The 19,635-nt window shown below is 65.9% G+C and carries 17 protein-coding genes and 1 pseudogene; 4 read left to right on the top strand and 14 right to left on the bottom strand.

The genetic code is table 11. The features are described 5' to 3' along the window. Positions 1-65 precede the first annotated feature (65 nt). From C5B96_RS12920 to C5B96_RS12910, 3 genes are all read left to right on the top strand, one after another. The gene (locus tag C5B96_RS12920) at positions 66-1,136 is read left to right on the top strand and encodes a LacI family DNA-binding transcriptional regulator (protein ID WP_104245771.1); all 1,071 of its coding nucleotides are present in this window, start codon (positions 66-68) and stop codon (positions 1,134-1,136) included. Between the two features lie 251 nt (positions 1,137-1,387). Further along, a complete protein-coding gene (locus tag C5B96_RS12915; RefSeq protein WP_146078174.1) occupies positions 1,388-2,128 on the top strand; it encodes an aldo/keto reductase in 741 nt (246 codons plus the stop codon). A gap of 301 nt (positions 2,129-2,429) precedes the next feature. Further along, positions 2,430-5,255, top strand: a complete 2,826-nt coding sequence (locus tag C5B96_RS12910; protein WP_158507184.1) for a discoidin domain-containing protein — start codon at positions 2,430-2,432, stop codon at positions 5,253-5,255. A 71-nt stretch (positions 5,256-5,326) separates the two neighbouring features. Here C5B96_RS12910 and C5B96_RS12905 read toward each other — a convergent pair whose 3' ends face one another. From C5B96_RS12905 to C5B96_RS12865, 10 genes and pseudogenes are all read right to left on the bottom strand, one after another. Continuing rightward, entirely contained in the window at positions 5,327-6,055 is a 729-nt protein-coding gene (locus C5B96_RS12905; protein ID WP_233189188.1) for a substrate-binding domain-containing protein, read from the bottom strand. A gap of 96 nt (positions 6,056-6,151) precedes the next feature. Next, positions 6,152-6,292 (bottom strand): annotated as a pseudogene (locus tag C5B96_RS18130) (LacI family DNA-binding transcriptional regulator); the annotation flags it as partial. 49 nt (positions 6,293-6,341) lie between these two features. Then, complete coding sequence (locus C5B96_RS17625; RefSeq protein WP_199176651.1) at positions 6,342-6,830, bottom strand: Sec-independent protein translocase TatB; 489 nt, start codon at positions 6,828-6,830, stop codon at positions 6,342-6,344. 46 nt (positions 6,831-6,876) lie between these two features. Next, positions 6,877-7,674, bottom strand: coding sequence for a twin-arginine translocase subunit TatC (gene tatC / locus C5B96_RS12895; RefSeq protein WP_104245767.1), 798 nt, complete (start codon positions 7,672-7,674; stop codon positions 6,877-6,879). A 4-nt stretch (positions 7,675-7,678) separates the two neighbouring features. Continuing rightward, positions 7,679-7,924, bottom strand: a complete 246-nt coding sequence (locus C5B96_RS12890; RefSeq protein ID WP_369826483.1) for a twin-arginine translocase TatA/TatE family subunit — start codon at positions 7,922-7,924, stop codon at positions 7,679-7,681. Positions 7,925-7,966: 42 nt separating this feature from the next. Next, complete coding sequence (locus tag C5B96_RS18125; RefSeq protein ID WP_369826482.1) at positions 7,967-8,587, bottom strand: intradiol ring-cleavage dioxygenase; 621 nt, start codon at positions 8,585-8,587, stop codon at positions 7,967-7,969. Between the two features lie 850 nt (positions 8,588-9,437). Further along, entirely contained in the window at positions 9,438-11,924 is a 2,487-nt protein-coding gene (locus C5B96_RS12880) for a beta-glucosidase (protein ID WP_104245766.1), read from the bottom strand. A gap of 140 nt (positions 11,925-12,064) precedes the next feature. Continuing rightward, complete coding sequence (locus C5B96_RS12875) at positions 12,065-12,973, bottom strand: carbohydrate ABC transporter permease (RefSeq protein WP_104245765.1); 909 nt, start codon at positions 12,971-12,973, stop codon at positions 12,065-12,067. Next, positions 12,970-14,019, bottom strand: coding sequence for a carbohydrate ABC transporter permease (locus C5B96_RS12870; RefSeq protein WP_104245764.1), 1,050 nt, complete (start codon positions 14,017-14,019; stop codon positions 12,970-12,972). The genes C5B96_RS12875 and C5B96_RS12870 overlap by 4 nt, the downstream gene beginning before the upstream one ends. A 5-nt stretch (positions 14,020-14,024) precedes the next feature. Then, positions 14,025-15,320, bottom strand: coding sequence for an ABC transporter substrate-binding protein (locus C5B96_RS12865; protein WP_104245763.1), 1,296 nt, complete (start codon positions 15,318-15,320; stop codon positions 14,025-14,027). Positions 15,321-15,470: 150 nt separating this feature from the next. Between C5B96_RS12865 and C5B96_RS12860 the strand changes: the two genes are divergently transcribed. Then, a complete protein-coding gene (locus C5B96_RS12860; protein ID WP_104245762.1) occupies positions 15,471-16,478 on the top strand; it encodes a LacI family DNA-binding transcriptional regulator in 1,008 nt (335 codons plus the stop codon). Positions 16,479-16,506: 28 nt separating this feature from the next. Here the strand turns inward: C5B96_RS12860 and C5B96_RS12855 are convergent, their stop codons facing one another. The 4 genes from C5B96_RS12855 to C5B96_RS12840 all read right to left on the bottom strand — a co-directional run bounded on the left by C5B96_RS12855 (position 16,507) and on the right by C5B96_RS12840 (position 19,449). Further along, positions 16,507-17,481 carry an acetylxylan esterase gene (locus C5B96_RS12855; protein WP_104245761.1) on the bottom strand — a complete coding sequence of 325 codons (975 nt, stop codon included), beginning with the start codon at positions 17,479-17,481 and terminating at the stop codon, positions 16,507-16,509. Positions 17,482-17,530: 49 nt separating this feature from the next. Next, on the bottom strand, positions 17,531-17,740 hold the full coding sequence (locus tag C5B96_RS12850) for a hypothetical protein (RefSeq protein ID WP_104245760.1): 210 nt from the start codon (positions 17,738-17,740) through the stop codon (positions 17,531-17,533). 19 nt (positions 17,741-17,759) lie between these two features. Continuing rightward, positions 17,760-18,521, bottom strand: a complete 762-nt coding sequence (locus tag C5B96_RS12845; protein WP_104245759.1) for an SDR family NAD(P)-dependent oxidoreductase — start codon at positions 18,519-18,521, stop codon at positions 17,760-17,762. 85 nt (positions 18,522-18,606) lie between these two features. Further along, positions 18,607-19,449 (bottom strand): PDDEXK nuclease domain-containing protein, encoded by an 843-nt coding sequence (locus C5B96_RS12840; protein WP_233189194.1) that lies wholly within the window; start codon positions 19,447-19,449, stop codon positions 18,607-18,609. Positions 19,450-19,635: the final 186 nt, after the last annotated feature.

Genomic DNA, 19,635 nt, shown 5'->3' with positions numbered 1-19,635 from the left:
CAACGAATTTTTGGTTACGCTTCAATTACTTTGCTAACGTAGCGACACAAAGCTGGGAGGCTCCAATGACGGATGCTCGAAAAGCTCGTTTGGGCCTGCCGCAACCGAACATGGCAGACGTCGCACGCCATGCGGGCGTTGCAATCGGCACGGTGTCGAACACGCTCAACAATCCCGAGAAGGTGCGTGAACCGACACGGCGCCGGGTCCTCGCATCCATCGACGCATTGGGATTTGTGCGGAACGATGCCGCACGGTCACTGGCGGCAGGTTCGAGCGACACCGTCGGTATCGTCCTGGTGGACATGGGCAACTCGTTCTTCGTCGACATCGCCAGAGGCGCCGAAGCCACCTTGCGTGAGCACGGCATGAACTTACTGATAGCCAACAGCGACATCGAGATCGAAAAGCAGCTGTCGTACCTCGAAGTGTTCGAACAGGCTCGGGTGGCCGGCATCCTGCTTGCTCCACTCGACCCGCACATCACAAAGTCCCTTGTTTCCAAGGCCGTGAGCCGGCCGCTGGTTCTGGTCAACTACGCGCCCGAAGACGCCCAGTACGCAGGGGTCGTCGCCGATGAACATCACGGCGGATACATCGCCGCTCGACATCTCATCGAGCTCGGGAGACGGAACCTGGTCTTCGCGGGTGGACCGTTCCAGTTGCAGGCCGTCGCGGAGCGCCTCGCCGGAGTCCGTCGGGCCGTCGGGGAGACGGCCGGAACGGTGTTGTCGCTGGTCGAGACAACCGGAATGAACATCTCGCATGGGCGAACCGCCGGCGAGAGGATCATCGCCCAGGAGGAGCACGTCGACGGTGTCGTTGCGGCATCTGACCTCGTGGCCATCGGCATCATCCAAGTGCTCGAGCAACAACCGGATCTTCGCATCCCGGAAGACATCGCCGTTGTCGGGTACGACAACAACCACTTCGCCTCCGAGAGCACGACACCCGTGACGACGATCAGCCAGCCGGGAGAGGAGATGGGCCGAGCCGCAGCCGAACTTCTCATCGCCGAAATCCGCGGCGATGGCGGAGCGGAGAAACGCACCGTCGTGTTGCGACCTCATCTCATTCCCAGACGCAGCACAATCGGTACCGCCTCGCCGGCCGACCTGCAGAACCATACGGCATAGACGGGCGCTGCTCTGTGGTGGGTTCAGCACGAAGATTCCCCGCCGGTGGGGCTCTCCGTCTTCGACGAGGACCCAGACGGCGTCTCCGGCGTGGGGGAGGGGGCGACTCGCGGCGTGGCTCTTCACCTATTGGGTAGTTCAAGCACTGATCCAACCGTCTACGCCTTCGAGAACCCGACCGGGCGACCGTGCCTGCTGGTCGTCTACGTCGCAGGAGAGCGATTCTCCACGTGCACCAGCCTGGCCGCGTCATGACGAACCTTCGCCTCATTGGAGACCGGGAGGTCTGGCCCCTTGGGCTCGGCGGCGCCCAGTGGTCGCTGACCGAGCATCCCGATGACGATCAAGCAATACAGGTGATTCATGCCGCATTGGATGCAGGTGTCACCCTGATCGACACGGCCCGCGCGTACACCACGATGGGCGAGCCCTCCCACAATGAGTCTCTCATCCAGAGAGCCCTCATCACGCACCCTCGGGGCGCCGACGTGATGGTGTCAACGAAAGGAGGGCACTACCGCGCCGGTCAGCAACAATTCCCGATAGACGGCAGCGAGCAGACGTTACGCGCTCACGTCGACGCGAGCCGCCGCGCCCTGCAGGCCGACACGCTCGATCTGTTCTTTCTCCATCATCCCGACCCGCTCATCCCGATCGAGGTCAGCGCCCGCGCCCTGCAGCGCCTGAAAGACAGCGGCGCCATCACCAGGATCGGCCTCTCCAACGTCAGCCGGGAACAGTTCCTCCGAGCACAGGCGGTGGCGGAAATCGATGCCGAACTGGCGCAGAAGCATCCGGGTGCGGCTGCGGTGTCTGATCGCCGGGGCATCTCTGTATCCGCGGTCGCATTGGGTTGGCTTCTCAGCCAATCCGCGAACATCATCCCGATCCTGGGCGCCAGGCGTCCCTCCTCGATCGTCGATTCAGCGCTGCACGCCCCTACAGATCTCACGCTCCAAGAGCTCGACAGCATTGCCGCCGCACCGGAATGACGTCGAGCGGGTCATTGAAGGCTCGCCGAATCCACACCGGTGACAGCTCAAGCAATTCAATCTCTCGCGGTCTATTGACACGTGCAAGTAGATCAGCTTCTATGGGGACCAATCGTTCGCGAGGGTACGTCCAATGGAGCACCGCCCTCGCCTTCCGACCGCAGCGACAGTGGTGGCAGTGCGGTACGGCGTAACGGCGCCAAGGTGGACTCCAGGATCACGGAGCCTTTCCATGTCTTTTCGATCACACCGGCTTCGCCTGATAGGGGGCCTCGCAGCTGCTTGTGTCGCAGTCCTGGCAGTGCAACCTCTTACCGGGCAGACGGCTGTCGCCTCGACGGGAGCGGGCGGCATCGTCGATGTCAGCTATACGTCCTACAACGTCGACGAGGGCTCTTACAGGCTGTCGGCGCAAGCGGACAAGACCCTCGCACCACTGACCAGCAGCACGGCTACGACGATCAACGTCGATCCGTCTGTCTCGTACCAGTCCTACGACGGCTGGGGCTCGTCGCTGGAGGACACCACGATCTACCACCTCAATCGCCTGAGCGCGACCGCCAAGGAGAACGCACTGCAAGCGCTGGTGAGCAGGGCCAACGGCGACAACATGAACCTCTGGCGCGCCACCATCGGGTGCGCTGACTTCTGCCGCACAGCCAAAACGACAGGTTTCTGGACCTACGCAGACAATGGCGGCAATCCCGACCCGACCCTGTCCACATTCTCGATCAATCGAGACATCACGGACGGGAAGATCAGCGTGATGCAGCGCATGCGGCAGATCAACCCGGAGCTCCGTTTCTACGCTTCGCTCTGGTCCCCGCCGGCATGGATGAAGACCAACAACAGCATCACCGGCCCCGAGGGCGTCTTCGGCAACTGTGCGACCGACGGCACGGCACCGCGGGTCCAACACGGAAACTCGGGAGCAAACAACACGGGCTCCGCGAACGACTACTACCCCGTGCTGGCCGATTACTACGCCAAGTACGTTCAGGCGTACGCGGGGCAGGGGCTTCCCATCTATGCCGTGACCCTGCAGAACGAGCCGGACATCCAGATGCCTTACCCGACGACCTGTTTCACACCGGGCCAGATGCAGGACTTCGCGAAGGTACTCAAGCAGAAGTTCACCGCCGCCGGTATCACGACGAAGATCTGGGGTATGGACGCGAACCTGTCCAACGAGACCTTCAAGTACACCGACGCTCTTCTGGGCGACACTGCGACCAACACGGCCGTCGATGGCATTGCATATCACAACTACGACAGCTCGAACATGTGGCAGCCCAACGCGGTCACCGCTCAGTACCCCACCAAAACTCAGCACATGACCGAAATCACTCAGGGCGCGAACAAGCTCATCGAGTTCTTCCGCGGTGGAGTCAGCTCATACTCCGGCTGGGCGACGATGTTCGAATACACACAATGCAACGCCATCGACGACACCACCAATGACCTCGTTCTGTGCAACGCAGGGCCGAGTTGGTGGGCCGATCGCCGGGTCAACCCCAACGACCCAGACGCAGATACTCCGTCGCTGATCTCGCCAAAGACGGGAGACGCGACCCAATATGACCTCAACGGGTGGTATTACATCTGGGGGCAGTTCTCCAAGAACCTTCACTTAGGGGCGAAACGGATCGACAGCACCGACCGGATGGGCAACATCTCGAACGTTGCCTTCCAGAACCCTGACGGTTCTGTGGCGGTCATTGTCGCGAACCGTCCCGACGCTACGGGACTCCCCGATTCGGACCCGGCCCGTTACAACACGACGACGCTCAACACCCCAGCTGCGCCCATCCGGATCGCGACTCCGGACGGCGAGTTCACCGACACGATCCCCGGGGACACCATCGCCACCTATGTCTACACGCCGACGACTGGCAACGCGATCAGCAAGGCCGGATGGTCGGCCACGGCGACGAACACCTCGGACGCATACACTCCCGCGCAAGCTATCGACGGTAACCCACGCACGCGATGGATGTCGGGAGCAAATCAGGCAGCCGGACAGAGCTTCACTCTCGACCTCGGCGCGACTCGCACCTTCGACCAGGTGTCTTTGAACCAGATCGAACTCGCCACCGATGGACCGGCGGCGTACACCGTGCAGACCTCGACAAACGGAACGACCTGGAGTGGAACTGTCTCCTACGGAAACGGTTCCACCTCCTTCACGAACGTTTCGTTCTCCCCGACAACCGCGCGCTTCATCCGCATCACCCTCACTGCAGCAGCAAACAAGTGGTGGTCCATCGGTGACGTGAGCGTCTACAACAGCCAGACAGGCCTGCTTCCTCGAAACTCCGGATCGACCACCGCATCAGTTACCGGAGCTGGAACAGCAGCGGCGGCGGCGTGGGACGGGAAGGTCGAATCGAAGTGGTCGACTGGAACTGCACAGGCGGCAGGCCAGTGGTTCCAGACAGACCTCGGCGCGACGCGGACATTTGACACCATCGAGCTGAACTCTGGATCGGCATCGGGCGACTATCCCCGAGGCTTCGCAGTCCAGCTCAGCACCGACGGCGTCACCTGGGGATCATCGGTTGCAACCGGCGCGGGGGCCTCGAACCAAACACGTATTGCTGTGGGAACTCAGACCGCGCGGTACATCCGCGTACAGCTGACCACAGGCTGGTCGTCCAACTGGTGGACGGTAGGGGAGGTGCGTGTCTACAACGGCGCAATTTCCACGGCATCCGGTGTCACCTGGTCGCCATTGAGTCACACTGGATGGGTGGCCTCGGCCTTTGCCAACGGGCCGACAGCGAACTCAGGAATCGATCAGTGGCTCGACTCCCGGTGGCAATCAGGGCAGCCGCAGAACAACAACGAATGGTACGAAGTCGATCTCGGTACCACTCAGACGTTCAAAGGCGTGCAACTGATCGCCACCGGTGGACCGGACAGCAAAGGCGGTGACTTTCCCCGAGGCTACGAGATCTACACTTCCCCGGACAAGGTCACCTGGACAAAGGTCGCAATGGGCACCGGATATGGCGTAGTCAATGCCCTCTTCGCCACGCGGACGGCCCGCTACGTCAACGTCCACAACACCGGGATCGATCCCAGCCACTGGTGGTCGGTCGGCATGCTCAACATTCTGACCAACTGAACCGAGTGGGGAGGTGTGGATTTCTGCCACACCTTCCCACGTCTCAGTTCGTCGGAAGGGATTTCAGCCGATCACGAGGAGCCGCGAATCACAACCACCGGGGAAGCGGGCAGCTTCACCTCTGGGCTATCCGAGCCGACGATGCCAGCGGCTATCTCCGCCGCAAACTCATCAACAAAGTCGCCAAGCTCCGCCCTGACGCTGCTGAGCGCCGGTGTCATCAGTTGCGCGACCGGATCATCATCGACACCGATCACGGCAACATCACTGGGTACTGACAGGCCGAGATCCGATGCTGCTGCCAGAACGGCCATCGCGACATGATCGTTATACGCGCACACGGCTGTCGGCGGATGATCGCGGCTCAGCAAAGCGGCAAGAGCACTCCGGGCGGCTTGTCGTTCCAACGGCATAGCTACGACGAACGGAGTCGTGATGCCGCGCTCCTCTGCGCGCGTCAGCACCGCACCCTGTCGTAGTGTCGACGATCGTTCCAGCTGTGGGTCATCGGATGCGGCGTAGGCGAGCCTCCGATGGCCGCGGTCGATCAGGTGGTCCACCTGCGCGCCGCCCGGAGAGGCCTGAAACCCATCCAGGCCTGGAAACAAAGAACGAACCGGGACTCGGAATCCGGCTGACAACTCCGCGAAACCCGCCTCGTGCTCTCCCAAAGACGTCAGCACGACAGCCGGGGCAAGGTCGCCTCCCATCGCAGCAGACGGCGTTCCCAACTGCCAGAGCAGTTGCAACCCGTGAGAAGTGAGGGCGTCCGCGAGAGCTGACACGATATGCGCGCCCACTGGTTCCGCAACTGTCGCTAGGGACGGTGTGTGTAACAGGACCGTTCGACTCGGCGCTCCTCGTAGCAGTCGTGCCGGACCGTACGGGGTGTACTCCAACCGCGCGGCGGCATCGAGAACTCGCTGCCGGGTCGCCTCAGGAATGCGCTGCCGCGGATCGGAATTGAGCACATAACTGACCGTCGCACGCGAGAGACCGGCCTCACGTGCCACGTCCGCGCTGGTAACCCGGGCCATCACGTCCTCCTCCGCTCAACTGTAGACGCCGAATCATCATCACGAGCCCCTACTCTGTTCCGGATGAGCCGCTGCTGAGCGGGTCCGGATGAGCCGCTGCTGAGCGGGTTATTTCATGTAACAGTTCGGTGTGCGGCGCCGTCGTGATGCGAGAAAGAAGAACGCCCTGCCAACCGCCGGTTGCAGATCGTCTTAGCGTGGGCGGCTCGGGCGGCGAAGGCGGTGCAGGTTCCGTCGACCTGTTTGGTGCTGAAGGGGTCGCAGTCGGTTGCTCCTCTACCGCGGTATTGTCCGTTAGGGCGTCGCGGACGATGCGTCGGGGGTCGTACTGGCGGGGGTCGAGTTTCTCCCATTCCCGAGCGTCGATGTGCGGGCCGAGCTCTGCTGTGACTCGGGCTTTGGCGACGTCCACGAACTCACGAAGGGTCCGCACGATCGCGGCGAGGTCGCTGGCGTAGCGGGGGAGATGCTGCGGGCCGATGATAATCGCGGCGATGACTGCGATCACGAACAGTTTTTCTATCGTCAATCCGAACATCCCTTATTCCTTCTCTTATCGTGCGGTGCGGGCCTGGTGCGGGGTGTCAGGCGGTGATGAGCTCAGGGGCTTGTTGATTCGCCAATTTTGCGCGGCGTGCCGCCCGGTGGTCGTGCAGCAGGGCGACTCCGGCTGCGGTAGCGAAGAGGACGGTCATCGGGGCGGCGATCAGGAACATGGACATGCCGTCCGCGGACGGAGTTGCGAGGGCGCTGAAGAGCATCACACCTAGAAGCACGATCCTCCAGCTCTTCACGATTGCCTGGCCAGAGAGCACCCCGATGAAGTTGAGCAGCACGATGAAGACGGGCAGAACGAACGCGGCACCGGAGGTGAAGACGAGTTTCATCACGAAGTCGAAGTACTCGGAGGCCGCAAGCACGCTACTGGTTTCTGTGGGTGCGATGCTGGCGAGCAGCTGGACGACGTGCGGGAACAGTTCAAACCCGACCCAGCAGCCGGCGGCAAAGAGCGGCACCGAGATGCCGACAAAGCCGAGGACGTACTTTTTCTCTCGCCGGTTCAGGCCCGGCATGAAGAACGCGAAGAGTTGGTGCAACCAGAGGGGGCTCGAGAAGATGACGCCCGCGAACACGGCGATCTTCATCTTGAGATCGAATGCGGCGCTGACGCTGTCGAAGTTCAGGCTGGCGTTTCGCGACTCGGCCAGAGCCACGATCGGTTCCTCTAGCACCTCGATGATCTGATCAGACAAAAGGTAGCCCACGATCGAGCCGAGAAGCAGCCCGACACCCACCTGCATCAGACGCGTCCGCGCCTCATGCAGGTGAGCGGCCAGAGTCATCCTGCCGTGCTCGGGTTCGGATGTGGTCGATGCGGGCATAGCGTCACGACGTTTCCGCGCGGCTTGTCGCTGGCACCGGAGGGGTGACGGCGGGCTGGGCCGGTGTCACCGCCTCGGCGGCGGGCTCGCTGGCCTGGTCTGTGGTTGAGGCGACTTCGGATTTGAAGATGCGGGCCGACTGGCCGACACTTCGAGCGAGGTTTGGCAGTTTGCTGGCCCCGAAGAAGAGGAGTACGACGGCGAGGAGGATGACCGCGTGCCATCCGGTGAGGTTCTGGAGCAATCCCATGAGAGCACTTCTTTCTGTTGGTTAGCGGGTTGGCGGGGTGGGTCAGGCGGCGGGGCCGCCGCCACCGCCACTGTTCCCGCCGCCTCCGCTGGGCGCGGACCCTGCGGTCGGGGTGGTGCTGGTGTCGACGCGGACGACGAGTGACAATTGGTATCCCGAGGTGGTATCGCCTGTTACTGCGGGGAGTTGCAGCGCGCCGCTGTCGTCGCTGAACACGTTGTCGCTGGCGAGGCTCACCTTCCCCAGGTTCGAGGTCGATCCGTCATATGCCGGGAGCGCATAGACGGCCTTTGCCTCAGCCTCCGGCATCGCCAGCTGTGAGGTGCTGATGGCGTTGGCGGAGTCGGTGATGCCATCGACCGTCGGGTACACCTCGAAATGGATGTGTGGCCACCGCCCGCTGTAGCAGGCGGGAAAGATGGAGGAGAACGTCACAACGCCGGCACTGTCGGCTACCTGCACCCCGCGGAGGTAGGTCTCGTTCTCGATGTCGGAGGAGTACATCGAGTAGCGGCCCTCGGCGTCGCAGTGCCAGACGTACACAGCGACATTCGCGAAGGGCGCGTCGTTGTTCGCCATGTCGAGGATCGTCATCGTCAGCGAGATCGGCACGCCCGCGGCGGTGGTCCCACCGCCGATGCTCGACCGGATGTCGCTTCGCACGATCCCCGAGTTCGTCAGCGCATCAGGCCCGTTTGATCCATCGCCCGGATATGGGCCAGCCGTCTCATCGGGGATCTCGCCCGCAGGAAGATCGACAGCCGACGCTGAAGCTGAACTGGACACGGTCGGGGTGGGCGCGGCCGTGGCTGTCGCCGAAGCGACCCCGGAACTCGCGGCGGCGCCGCCAGAAGAGCATGCCGCCAAGGTCACCGCGCCAGCGCCGAGCCCGAGTATGCTCAGCACCACGCGGCGGCTGACGAGTGTGCGGACGTCGAAGGCAACACCCTGGTCGACGACTTCCTCGTCGGCGCGGTCCAAGAGGCGACCCTCGTAGGCGGGTCCGTTTGGGGTGGATTCTGGTTCTGGAACTCTGCTCATCATTACCTCTCGTGTTCGCGATTGCGTGTGAGAAGAGTTTCAATGAGTTGTCTATGTGTGCTCTATGCGCTTTTTACGAGCGGCATATGAACTGAATCTGCCTATGTGCAGCGTCCTCTCGCGTTGACTGGGCCGAGCGCTGATCGCGTTGACCGATTGCAGTCTCGGTACCGGGTCTGGCATCCTTGTGCGCAAAGTGCCAGTTCCTGGGCCTGGTCCATACCTGCTTCCTGACATAATCACCGCTATCGGTAGCTGGCTTCCTGGAAGTCAGACGAGAGACGGACCCGCGGTGGGTCCTGTGCAACAGGCCAAAGAGAGCCGTCGTGCCACCCCAACTCTGCGAGTAAGAGCGAGGGGCCCAGAGGCGGCTAGCCTGCCGAACCCAGACAGGATGGCGCGGTCGGTTGAAAGCGGCGGAGGGTCGGATACGGCGCCCGTTCGGTTCTCGAGGCGAGCACCTTGCCGGAAGTCACTGCGCGGCGACCGGCACGACGACCTCTGCGCTCGCGAGGCGGGCATCGGCGGGGGTCACGCGGTAGACCGAGCCCGCGATCGTAAGCGACGCAGTCGCTTCGCGGGCCGCGCAGGAGGGGCCGACCCAGAGGTCGACGGCGCCCGGCTCGACGACGCGGGCGTAGGCGCGGTCGGTGAAGGCCAGGCGGGTGGTCGGCACGGTGAAGCGCACGACGGCCTCGGCGCCGGGGGCGAGGGTGACGCGGTGGTAGGCGAGCAGCTGGGCGACGGGGCGGGTGACGCTGCCGACGAGGTCATGGGCGTAGAGCTGCACGAGGTCGGTGCCGGGGCAAGTGCCGGTGTTCGTGACGGTAACGGTGGCGGTGAAGGTGTCGCCGGCGGCGACCTCGGGGGAGTCGAGGGTGAGGCCGGTGTGCTCGAAGGCGGTGTAGGTGAGGCCATGGCCGAAGGGCAGCACGGGGGTGCTGTCGGCGCTGGTCACCTCTGAGGGGCCGCCGAGCAGGGGGTGCAGGTAGCTGAAGGGCTGGGCTCCGGCCGAGCGGGGGAGCGAGACGGGCAGGTGGCCCGAGGGCGAGACGCGGCCCGAGAGGATGCCCGCGATCGCCGAGGCGCCCTCCTCGCCGGGGAAGAACGCCTGCAGCACGGCGGCCGGCGCGAGGGTGGGCCCAGAGGTGGGGGTCGGGTCAGAAAAGACATCGCGCGCCGCCGAACCCGCGACCGCCCAGTCGAGGGCGTAGGGCCGGCCGGTGAGCAGCACGAGCACGACGGGGGTGCCGGTGGTGACGATGCGCTCCACGAGCTGGCGCTGCACGCCGGGCAGGTCGAGGCTCTCGACGTCGTTGCCCTCGCCGACGGTGCCGCGGCCGAAGAGTCCAGCGCGGTCGCCCACGACGACGACGGCGACGTCGGCCTGTGAGGCGGTGCGCGCGGCCGCGTCGAAGCCCGAGACGTCGGTGCCCTCGACGGTGCAACCGGGCTCGAACGAGACGGTGGCGGCGGCGAATTCGGCGGTCACGGCATCCAGAACCGTCGGGATCTCCAGCCCCATGGGGGTGCCGGGATGGTGCGCCAGAACGTGGTTCACGAAGGAGTAGCAGCCCATCAGCGCCTCGGAGGAGTCGGCGTTCGGCCCGATGACGGCGATGCGGGCGGGCGGCGTCGACAGCGACGGCGAAGGCGACGACAGCGACGACAGCGAGGGCGACGACAGCGATGACGCCGCCGACGCGAGCGGCAGCACGCCGTCGTTCGTCAGCAGCACCAGCGACTCCTCGGCGAGACGGCGCGCGACGTCGCGGTGGGCGGGGGTGTCGAGGTCGATGGCCGTCGGGGGAGTGTCGAAGGTCGCGTCGAGCAGGCCGAGCTCCTCCTTCTGCGCGAGCACGCGCAGAACGGCGGCATCGATCAGCGGCAGCGCGAGCGAGAGGCCGCCGCCACCCGCGGCGTCGCCCGCACCCGCATCGACCCCAGCCCCAGCATCGGCACCAGCCCCAGCCCCAGCCCGGATGCGCTCCGCGAGCGCAAGGTACGCATCCCCCGTCGGCAACTCGACGTCGATGCCTGCCTCCAGCGCCAGCAGCGCGGCGTCGGCACGGTCGGCCGCGACCGCGTGCATCAGGTTCAGAAAGGCGACCGAGAAGTAGTCCGAGACGATCGCGCCGTCGAAGCCCCAGCGCTCGCGAAGGATGCCGGTGAGGTATTCGGGCGTCGCCCCGACCGGCAGCCCGTCGATCTCGGCGTACGAGTTCATCACCGAGCGCGCCCCGCCGTCGAGAACGGCCATCTCGAACGGCGGCAGCAACACGTCTTCGAGCTCGCGCCGGCCGAGGTGCACGGGTGCGTGGTTGCGGCCGGCCTGCGAGGCCGAGTAGCCGACGAAGTGCTTCAGCGTCGCGTGCACTCCGGCGCTCTGCAGGCCCCGCACGTAGGCGGTGCCGAGGGTACCGACGACGTACGGATCCTCCGAGATGCACTCGTCGACCCGCCCCCACCGCGGGTCGCGAATCACGTCGAGCACCGGCGCGAGCCCCTGGTGGATGCCGAGGTCGCGCATGGAGCCGCCGATCATCCGGCCCATCTCCTCGACCACCGCAGGATCGAACGACGCCCCCCAGGCCAGCGGCGTCGGGAACGTCGCGGCCTTCCACGCGGCGAGGCCGGTGAGGCACTCCTCGTGCACGAGGGCCGGGATGCCCAGCCGGGTGTCCCGCTGCAGGCGGCGCTGCTCGGCCCAGAGCCACTCCGCACGCTCGATCGGGTCGACCGGCCGCGTGCCGTAGACGCGGGTGAGGTGGCCGATTCCGTGCGCGGTCGCCTCTTCGTAGCGGCCGGATGTCGCCATCTCTCCCTGCATCGGCGCCACGACCTCGCCGCCCTGGTCGACCCAGAAGCCCACGAGCTGGGCGATCTTCTCGTCGAGCGTCATCTCGGCATGCAGGGCGCGCACCCGGTCGGAGACGGGTGGCAGGGGCGGGTTGGTCATGGCTGTCGTTTCTGTGAAGAGCGCGGGGTGAAGAGGGAAGACCGAGAGGGGCGGCGGGGCGGGGGCGGCGCGGGGGCGAGACGCGGCAGGCGGGGCGGGGCGAGGGGGGCCGGCGCGAAGCGAGGCGGGCGGCGCCGGGCTCAGCCCTTGACCGCCCCCGAGAGCCCGCCGACGATGCGGCGCTCGAAGAAGGCGAAGAACAGCAGGGCCGGAATCATCGACAGCGCGGTGAAGGCGAGCACCTTGGCGGTGTCGACCGAGTACTGCGACGAGAAGGCCTGCACGCCGAGCGGCAGGGTGAAGATGGCCGGTTTGTTCAGGATGAACAGCGGCAGCAGGTAGCTGTTCCAGCTGGCGATGAACGCGAGGATGCCCGTGGTGATCACTCCGGGCGTGGCCAGCGGCACGACCATGCGCCAGAAGAAACCGAGCCGGCTGCAACCGTCGATGAACGCCGCCTCCTGGATCTCGTCGGGGATCGCCCGCAGGAACGGCACCAGAATGATGATGGTCGTGGGCAGGGCGAACGCGATCTGCGGCAGGATGACGCCGCCGAGCGAGTTCATCAGCCCGAGGTTCTTCACGACGATGTAGAGCGGCGTGATCGCGACGGTCATCGGGAACATCAGCCCGGCTGCGAACAGGGCGTACAGCACCCCGCGGCCACGGAAGCTGTAGCGCGCGAGCACGTAGCTCGCCATCAGGCCGAGCACGACGACGCCGAGGGTCGTGGCGAGTCCGACGATGACCGAGTTCAGCACCTCGCCCCAGAACACGCCGCCGGTGAGCACCTCGAGGTAGTTGGCGACGTTCCAGACGGCGGGCAGGCCGGCCGGGTCGACCGAGAGCTCGGAGTTGGTGCGGAACCCCCCGATGATGATGAACACGACGGGCGCGAGCATCAGAATGATGACGACCACCGCGACCACATAGGCGATCGGGTTGCCGAGGTTCCGGCGGGCCTTCGGGCGGGCGCTCGGCTGAGCGGAGTGCCGAGTCGAGTGCTGAGTGGATGCCCGGGGGCCGGTCGCGGTGCTGACGGCGCTCATTCGGGGTTCCCCTTGTCGGTGAGGGCGCCCTGGGTGTCGCGCCGCAGAATGAAACGCTGGTAGACCAGCGCGATGATCAGGGAGATGACGAAGAGCACGACGGCGACCGCGTTGCCGTAGCCGTAGTTGCCCGCGTTCCGCCCGTTGGCCACCATGTAGGTCGCCATGGTGGAGGTGCCGGCCGTCGAGCTGACGTACTGGCCCCAGATGATGTAGACGAGGTCGAAGAGCTGCAGTGACCCGATGATCGACAGGAAGGCCCAGATGCGCAGGGTCGGGCCGAGCAGCGGCAGGGTGATGCGCCGCTGGATCTGCCAGAACGACGCCCCGTCGATCGCCGCGGCCTCCGACAGCTCCTCGGGAATTCCCTGCAGGCCGGCCAGGAAGAGGATGACCGCGAAGCCGACGTACTTCCAGGTGATGATGATCATCAGCGTCCAGATGGCGAGGTCGGGGTTCGACAGCCAGTCCTGGCTGAGGCCGCCGAGACCGACGTTCTCGAGCATCCCGTTGAACGCGCCGTTCGACTGCAGGATGAGGCTCCACCCGGTGCCGACGACCACCTCAGAGATGACGTAGGGCACGAAGATCAGCACCCTGATCAGGGACTGCCCGCGCAGTTTGCGGTTCAGCAGCAGCGCCAGCAGGATGGCCGCCGGCCCCTGCAGCACCAGCGAGAGCACCAGGATCACGCCGTTGTGGGTGAGGGCCTGCTGGAAGGTCGGGTCCTGGATGATCGTGAGGTAGTTGCGGATGCCGACCACGTCGGTCGGGGCGCCGTACCCCTGCCAGCTGAAGAACCCGTAGTACGCGGCGATCACGACCGGGAAGATCACGAAGGCCAGAAAGACGAGCAGGGCGGGGCCGACGAGGATGGCGACCTCCCAGCGACCGGCCCGGTTGAAGGAGCGGCGCTTGGGCTTTCCCGACACCTGGCCCCGGGCATCCGGGAGCCGGGGCGGAGCAGCCGACGAATCGACCGCCCCGCCCCGCGCGAGAGGCGCTGCCGTGTGCTGGGCGCTCGGAGCGCTCTCGCGAACCGTCATCGTCGCTAGGCCTTCTTGGCCGCGTCGTTGACCGTCTGCACGAGCTGCTCGGGGCTGCTCTTGCCGGCGAGCAGGTCGACGACACCCACGTTCAGGGCGTTGCCGACGTTCAGGCCGTAGAGCGTGTCGAGCCACTGCGACACGAACGGCGCCGCGTTGTAGGTGGTGATGATCTGCTGCAGGTACGGTTCGGTCACGGCCTTCTGCGCCTCGGTGTTCACCGGGGGAGTGTTGAAGGCGGTGTAGTACGCCTTCTGCAGGTCGGGCGTGGCGATGTAGTTCAGAAAGTCGACGCACGCCGGCGGCGCATCCGCCGAGCAGGAGTAGCTGTCGACGCCGCCGAGAATGGAGCCGGCCTCGCCGTCACCGCCGGTGACCTCGGGGAACGGGAACCACGAGAGGTCGGGAAGTGGCTTGGCGTCGGGGGTCAGTGAGGCGATGACGCCCGGGTCCCAGGCGCCCATCAGTTCCATGCCGGCCTGGTGGTTGGCGATGAGACCGGCCGAGCTGCCGGCACCCTGCTGCGCGGGGGTGGAGAGGAAGCCGTCGTTGAACGGCTGCGTGCCGGCGAAGTATTCGAGGTCCTGACCGGCGCGAATCCAGCAGTCGTCGCTGAAGTCCTTCGAGCTCGTCGCGCCCGAGAGCACCTCGGGGCTGCACTCTCGCAGGGCGAAGAAGTAGTACCAGTGCGCGGCGGGCCAGGCATCCTTGCCGCCGAGGGCGACGGCCTGCACGCCCGACGCCTTCAGCTTGGTGTTCGCGGCCTCGAGTTCGTCGATCGTCTTCGGCGGGGTGGTGATGCCCGCCGCGGTGAAGAGATCCTGGCTGTAGAACAGGCCGCCCGGCAGCACGGAGACCGGCATGGCGTATGTCTTGTCGTCGACGGATACCGCACCGAACGTCGCCGCCGGAATCTGGCTCTTCGCGTCGGCCGAGATGCCGTCGGTCAGGTCTTTCACCTGGCCGGCCGCCACCATCGCAGCCATCTTGCCGCCACCGCGCTGCAGGAAGATGTCGGGGGCGTCGCCCGAGTTGAGCGCCGTCTGCAGTTTGCCGTCGAGGTCTTCGTTCTGGATGGCCTGTACGTCGATCGTGACGTTCGGGTTGGCCTTGGTGAAGTCGGCAGCCGCGGTGTCCCAGAAGGCCTGGCCGGGGCCGGTGGTCGAGTTCTCCCAGAGGGTCATCGAGACCGCTCCGCCGTCGGAGCCCGATCCGCCGGAGCTGTCGGTGCTGCACGCGCTGAGGCCGAGAGCCCCGAGCGCGAGTACCGAGAGGCCGGCGACGATTCGTTTCGTCTTCATGCGTGATACCTGTTCTCTTCGTTGAGTTGAGTGGCCACCGGGGAATGTTCGTGGTGCTGCGTGGACCCGGCAGAAAGTCAGTGTGCCAACGGCCAAAACCACTGTCAAACGTTTTCGAAAACCTTTTCCATTTTGCGCTAGGCTGCCCCCATGACACGACGGGCCACCATCCACGACGTCGCCGCGGCGGCGGGGGTCTCCGTCTCGACCGTGTCGAAAGCCGTGAACGGGCGGTATGGCATCTCCGAGGAGACGGCCGCGCGCATCCTCGACGTCGTGAGGACGCTCGGCTACGAGTCGAGCCTGGTGGCGAGCAGCATGCGGTCGCGAAAGACCGGGGTCATCGGCATCCTCGTCGCCGACTTCGAACCGTTCAGCGCAGAGATTCTCAAGGGCGTCGGCACGGCGCTGCGGGAGTCGGGGTTCGATCTGCTCGCCTACAGCGGCTCGCGGCAGAACTCCAGCGACGGGTGGGAGCGCCGCTCGCTCTCCCGGCTGAGCGGCACGCTGATCGACGGCGCCATCATGGTCACACCCACCGTCGTCGCGACCTCGACCGAGATACCGGTCGTGGCGATCGACCCGCACACCGGGCACGCTGACCTGCCGACCGTCGAATCCGACAGCTTCGGCGGGGCGCTCCGGGCCACCCGCTACCTGATCTCCATCGGGCATCGCAGGATCGGGTTCATCGCCGGCCGGCCCGACCTGCAGTCGTCGAACCTCCGCGACGGCGGGTACCGTCGCGCGCTGGCCGAGGCCGGCATCCCGTTCGACCCGGCGCTCGTGCGGGTGGGCATGTACCAGCGGGAGACGGCGCGCGACCCGGCGATCGAGCTGCTCACCATGCCGGGCAGGCCCACTGCGATCTTCGCCGCGAACGACCTGTCGGCCATCGCGACGGTGCAGGTGGCGGCCGAACTCGGCATCAGCGTGCCGGGGGATGTGTCGGTGATCGGTTTCGACGACATCCCCGAGGCCTCGCAGATGAGCCCGGCGCTGACCACCATCCGCCAGCCGATCCAGAAGCTCGGGGCGCGGGCGGCGGATCTGCTCGTGACGCTGCTGGCCGGGGAGACGCCGGCGGCCACGCACCTGCAGCTGCCGACGCGGCTCGTCGTGCGGGCGACGACGGCGCCGCCCGGCGTCAGGCCGTAGGCGTCGGGCGTTTCGGCGCCGCCCGGCGTCAGGCCGTGAGCTGCTTCGCGAAGAACGCCCGGATGCGGTCGTCGTCGTCGGGGCCACCCGCCTCGTGGCCGTTGTAGGGCCAGACGACAAGTTCTTTCTGGCCCGCGTAGGCGTTGTGCGCCGCGAAGACGGTCGACGGGGGCGTGATCTCATCCATCAGCGCGACGGTGAACAGCGCCGGCACCCGCCCGCGCCGCGCGAAGTTCACCGAATCGAAGTAGGCGAGCGTGCGGTGCACCAGGTCGACCTCGTCGCGGTGGATCGCGAGGTACGAGCCGATCTCCTTGAACGGATTCGCGTTGGTGATGACGCTCGCCCGCGGAAAGTCCGCGAGAAACGGCACCGCGGCGGCCACCGCAGACACCCCGGGTGCAAGGGCAGCGGCAGCGAGCGCGAGGGCGCCGCCCTGGCTGCGCCCGTACACGCCGAGCCGTGAACCGTCGACCTGAGGCAGCTGTCTCGCCGCCCCGACCGCGCGCACCGCGTCGGTCATCAGGCGCCGGTAGTAGTAGGTGCTGCGATCCCGGATGCCACGGGTCATCACCCCGGGGAACTGCGGGCCGGTCGCATCGAACGCGTCGGAGGTGTCGCCCGCCGACCAGGCCGAGCCCTGCCCCCGCGTGTCCATCTGCACATGGGCGAAGCCGGCGGCGGCCCAGAAGAGGTTCTCCCACGGGCGCCCGCGCCCACCGCCGTAGCCGACGAACTCGACCACCGTCGGGAGGGGTTCGGTGCTGCCGGCCGGAACGCGCAGCCACGCCTTGATGGGTTCGCCGTTGAACCCGGCGAAGGTCAGGTCGAAGACGTCGAGCGCCGAGAGGCCGGAATCGACCTTGGTGAGCAGGGGTGCTGTCGTCGCGGCGGCTGCCTGGGCCTCGGCGAGCGTGTCGGCCCAGAACCCGTCGAAGTCGGGCGGGTCGACCTGCCGGCTGCGGTATTCGCGCAGCTCGGGTTCGGGCATGTCGGTGAACATCCAGAAGCCTCGCCTTCGTCGTTCTCGCGTCTGAGCGGTCTCAGCGGTCTCAGCGGTCGCGGCCCGGGCGACGCAGACCGACCACGATCATGACGATGCCGACGGCCGCGAGCACCAGGCCGATGTAGAGCCACGTGCGATCGCCGGTCATCGAACTGCCCGGAATGAGGTTGGCGCCCTGTCCGGCGAACACGGCGCCCACGATGAGGGCGATCGCGCCGACGACACCGAGAGCGAGGCGAGCAGTGCGGGAGTTCATGACCTCAACCTACCCCCGTCTACTTGGCGGCGGTGTAGCCCCCGTCGGCGATGATCGTCTGCGCGGTGATCGCGCGGGAGGCCGGCAGGGAGAGGAACAGCACCACCTCGGCGATCTCGGCCGGCTCCATCAGGCGGCGCTGCGGAGTCTGCGAGAGCCAGGCATCCATCGTCTCGGGGTTCGAGGCGCCGACATCTTTCAGCAGTTCGGTGTTCGTGTAGCCCGGCGCGACGGCGTTCACCCGCACCCCCTGCGGCGCCCACTCGACAGCGAGAGTGCGAGTCAGGGCCGCGATCGCCGCCTTGGTGGCGTCGTAGCCGACATGCACCTCGGGACGGGTCGCCGAGAACGCCGCGATCGACGAGATGTTCACGATGGTGCCGTGGGACTCGATGAGCGCCGGGGCGAACCCGCGGCAGACGTAGAAGGTGCCGGAGAGGTTCAGGTCGACCACCTTCGACCACGCCTCGTCGGTGTGCTCGATGCTCGGGCCGTCGAGCGACATACCCGCGCAGTTGACGAGGTGGTCGACGCGCCCGAACCGCGCCAGCGCGCCGCTCACCAGCTCGGCGACCGACGCAGAGTCGGTGACGTCGACGGCGATGCCGACCGCTTCGGCTCCGGTCTCGGCGGCGATCTGCTCGGCCGCTGCCACGGCGGCGTCGAGCCGGATGTCAGCGATCACGACCGCGACCCCCCGCTCGGCGAACGCGGTGGCGATGGCCCGCCCGATGCCGCCCGCGGCTCCGGTGATGACGGCGGCGGCTCTGGGTTCGGTCATGGGGGTTCCTCCTCGGCGGTGGGGTGGATGCGCGCCTGCTCGGCGCCTCTCTAGCGTCGCACACGACCCACGTTCGTCATCTTCTTCAGAACATCTTCGGCGGGCAGAGCGTCAGCGTCAGCGGCTGAGAGCTCATATCGGGAGACCGCCACCGGTTGAGCGGTACCGCCCAGGGCATATCGCACGACCGTGTCCTTCTTGTCTGTGACGAGGAGGATCCCCATTGTCGGCCGGTGGATCTCGGCGTCACGAAGCCTCCCTCGATGTCGAAATGAACCTGTCGGCCGACGAATGCGAAGCCGACGCCGAGCTCTCGAAGCGTTTCGATGATGCGAGACGTCAACTGATCTTCGAGCTCGCGCTCTGTCGCGTCCGAATCGATTGCGAGAAAGTCGAGGGCGTTTGGATCCTTCGTGATCTGCTGTGCGAGCTCAGAATCGGCTGTTTCCAAAGCCGTCACGAAGTTGCTCTGCGCGGCGCCTTCGCGATCGTGCAGGCGTGATGCGATCTGGTGTTCGAGAACGGCACGGCTCCAGCCATGCAGCAGGTCTTGCGCTGCGTACCAGTCTCGAACAGGTGTCTCATCGAGCTTGTCGAGAAGAGACACGATGTGGCTCCACGGCAATTCTCCAACAGCCTGTTGGAGAATTGCGTCTTCTTTCCAGCAGTCGGCATATCCCCTCATATACGCGAGATTCGCCAACGAGAACCCTTTCATCGAGGGAAACTCGGTGCGAAGATCCGCGGCGAGACGGGCGAGAACTCCGCTTCCCCAGGTCTCGACTCTCTGACGGGCCAGAATTGTGTGGCCAATTCGCCAGTACAGACGGAGCATCTCAGAATTGGCTCTGCGTTGCACAGTGAAACGCGCCTCGTGCACCTGTCGTTTCAGGAGGGCGAGGGTCTCAGCGTAGTCAGCGGGTTCCATCTGTGTCACGGCTGCTCCAATGCGTGCGACGAGTTCTCCAACGAGCTGTTGGAGAAATGCCCCCCGGCTGGGCTCAGCGTGCCGATCCCGGCTTCCATTATCGAGTGCCGGCTCACTCCGTTTGAGGCGCCGCGCCTGGACCGCGGAGCGCGGGGCGGGGGCCGGGCGCCTACCACGGCGGGAGGG

The organism is Subtercola sp. Z020 (assembly GCF_002931235.1).
Taxonomy (GTDB): Bacteria; Actinomycetota; Actinomycetes; order Actinomycetales; family Microbacteriaceae; genus Subtercola.
This window is presented reverse-complemented; position numbering and strand designations above follow the sequence as displayed.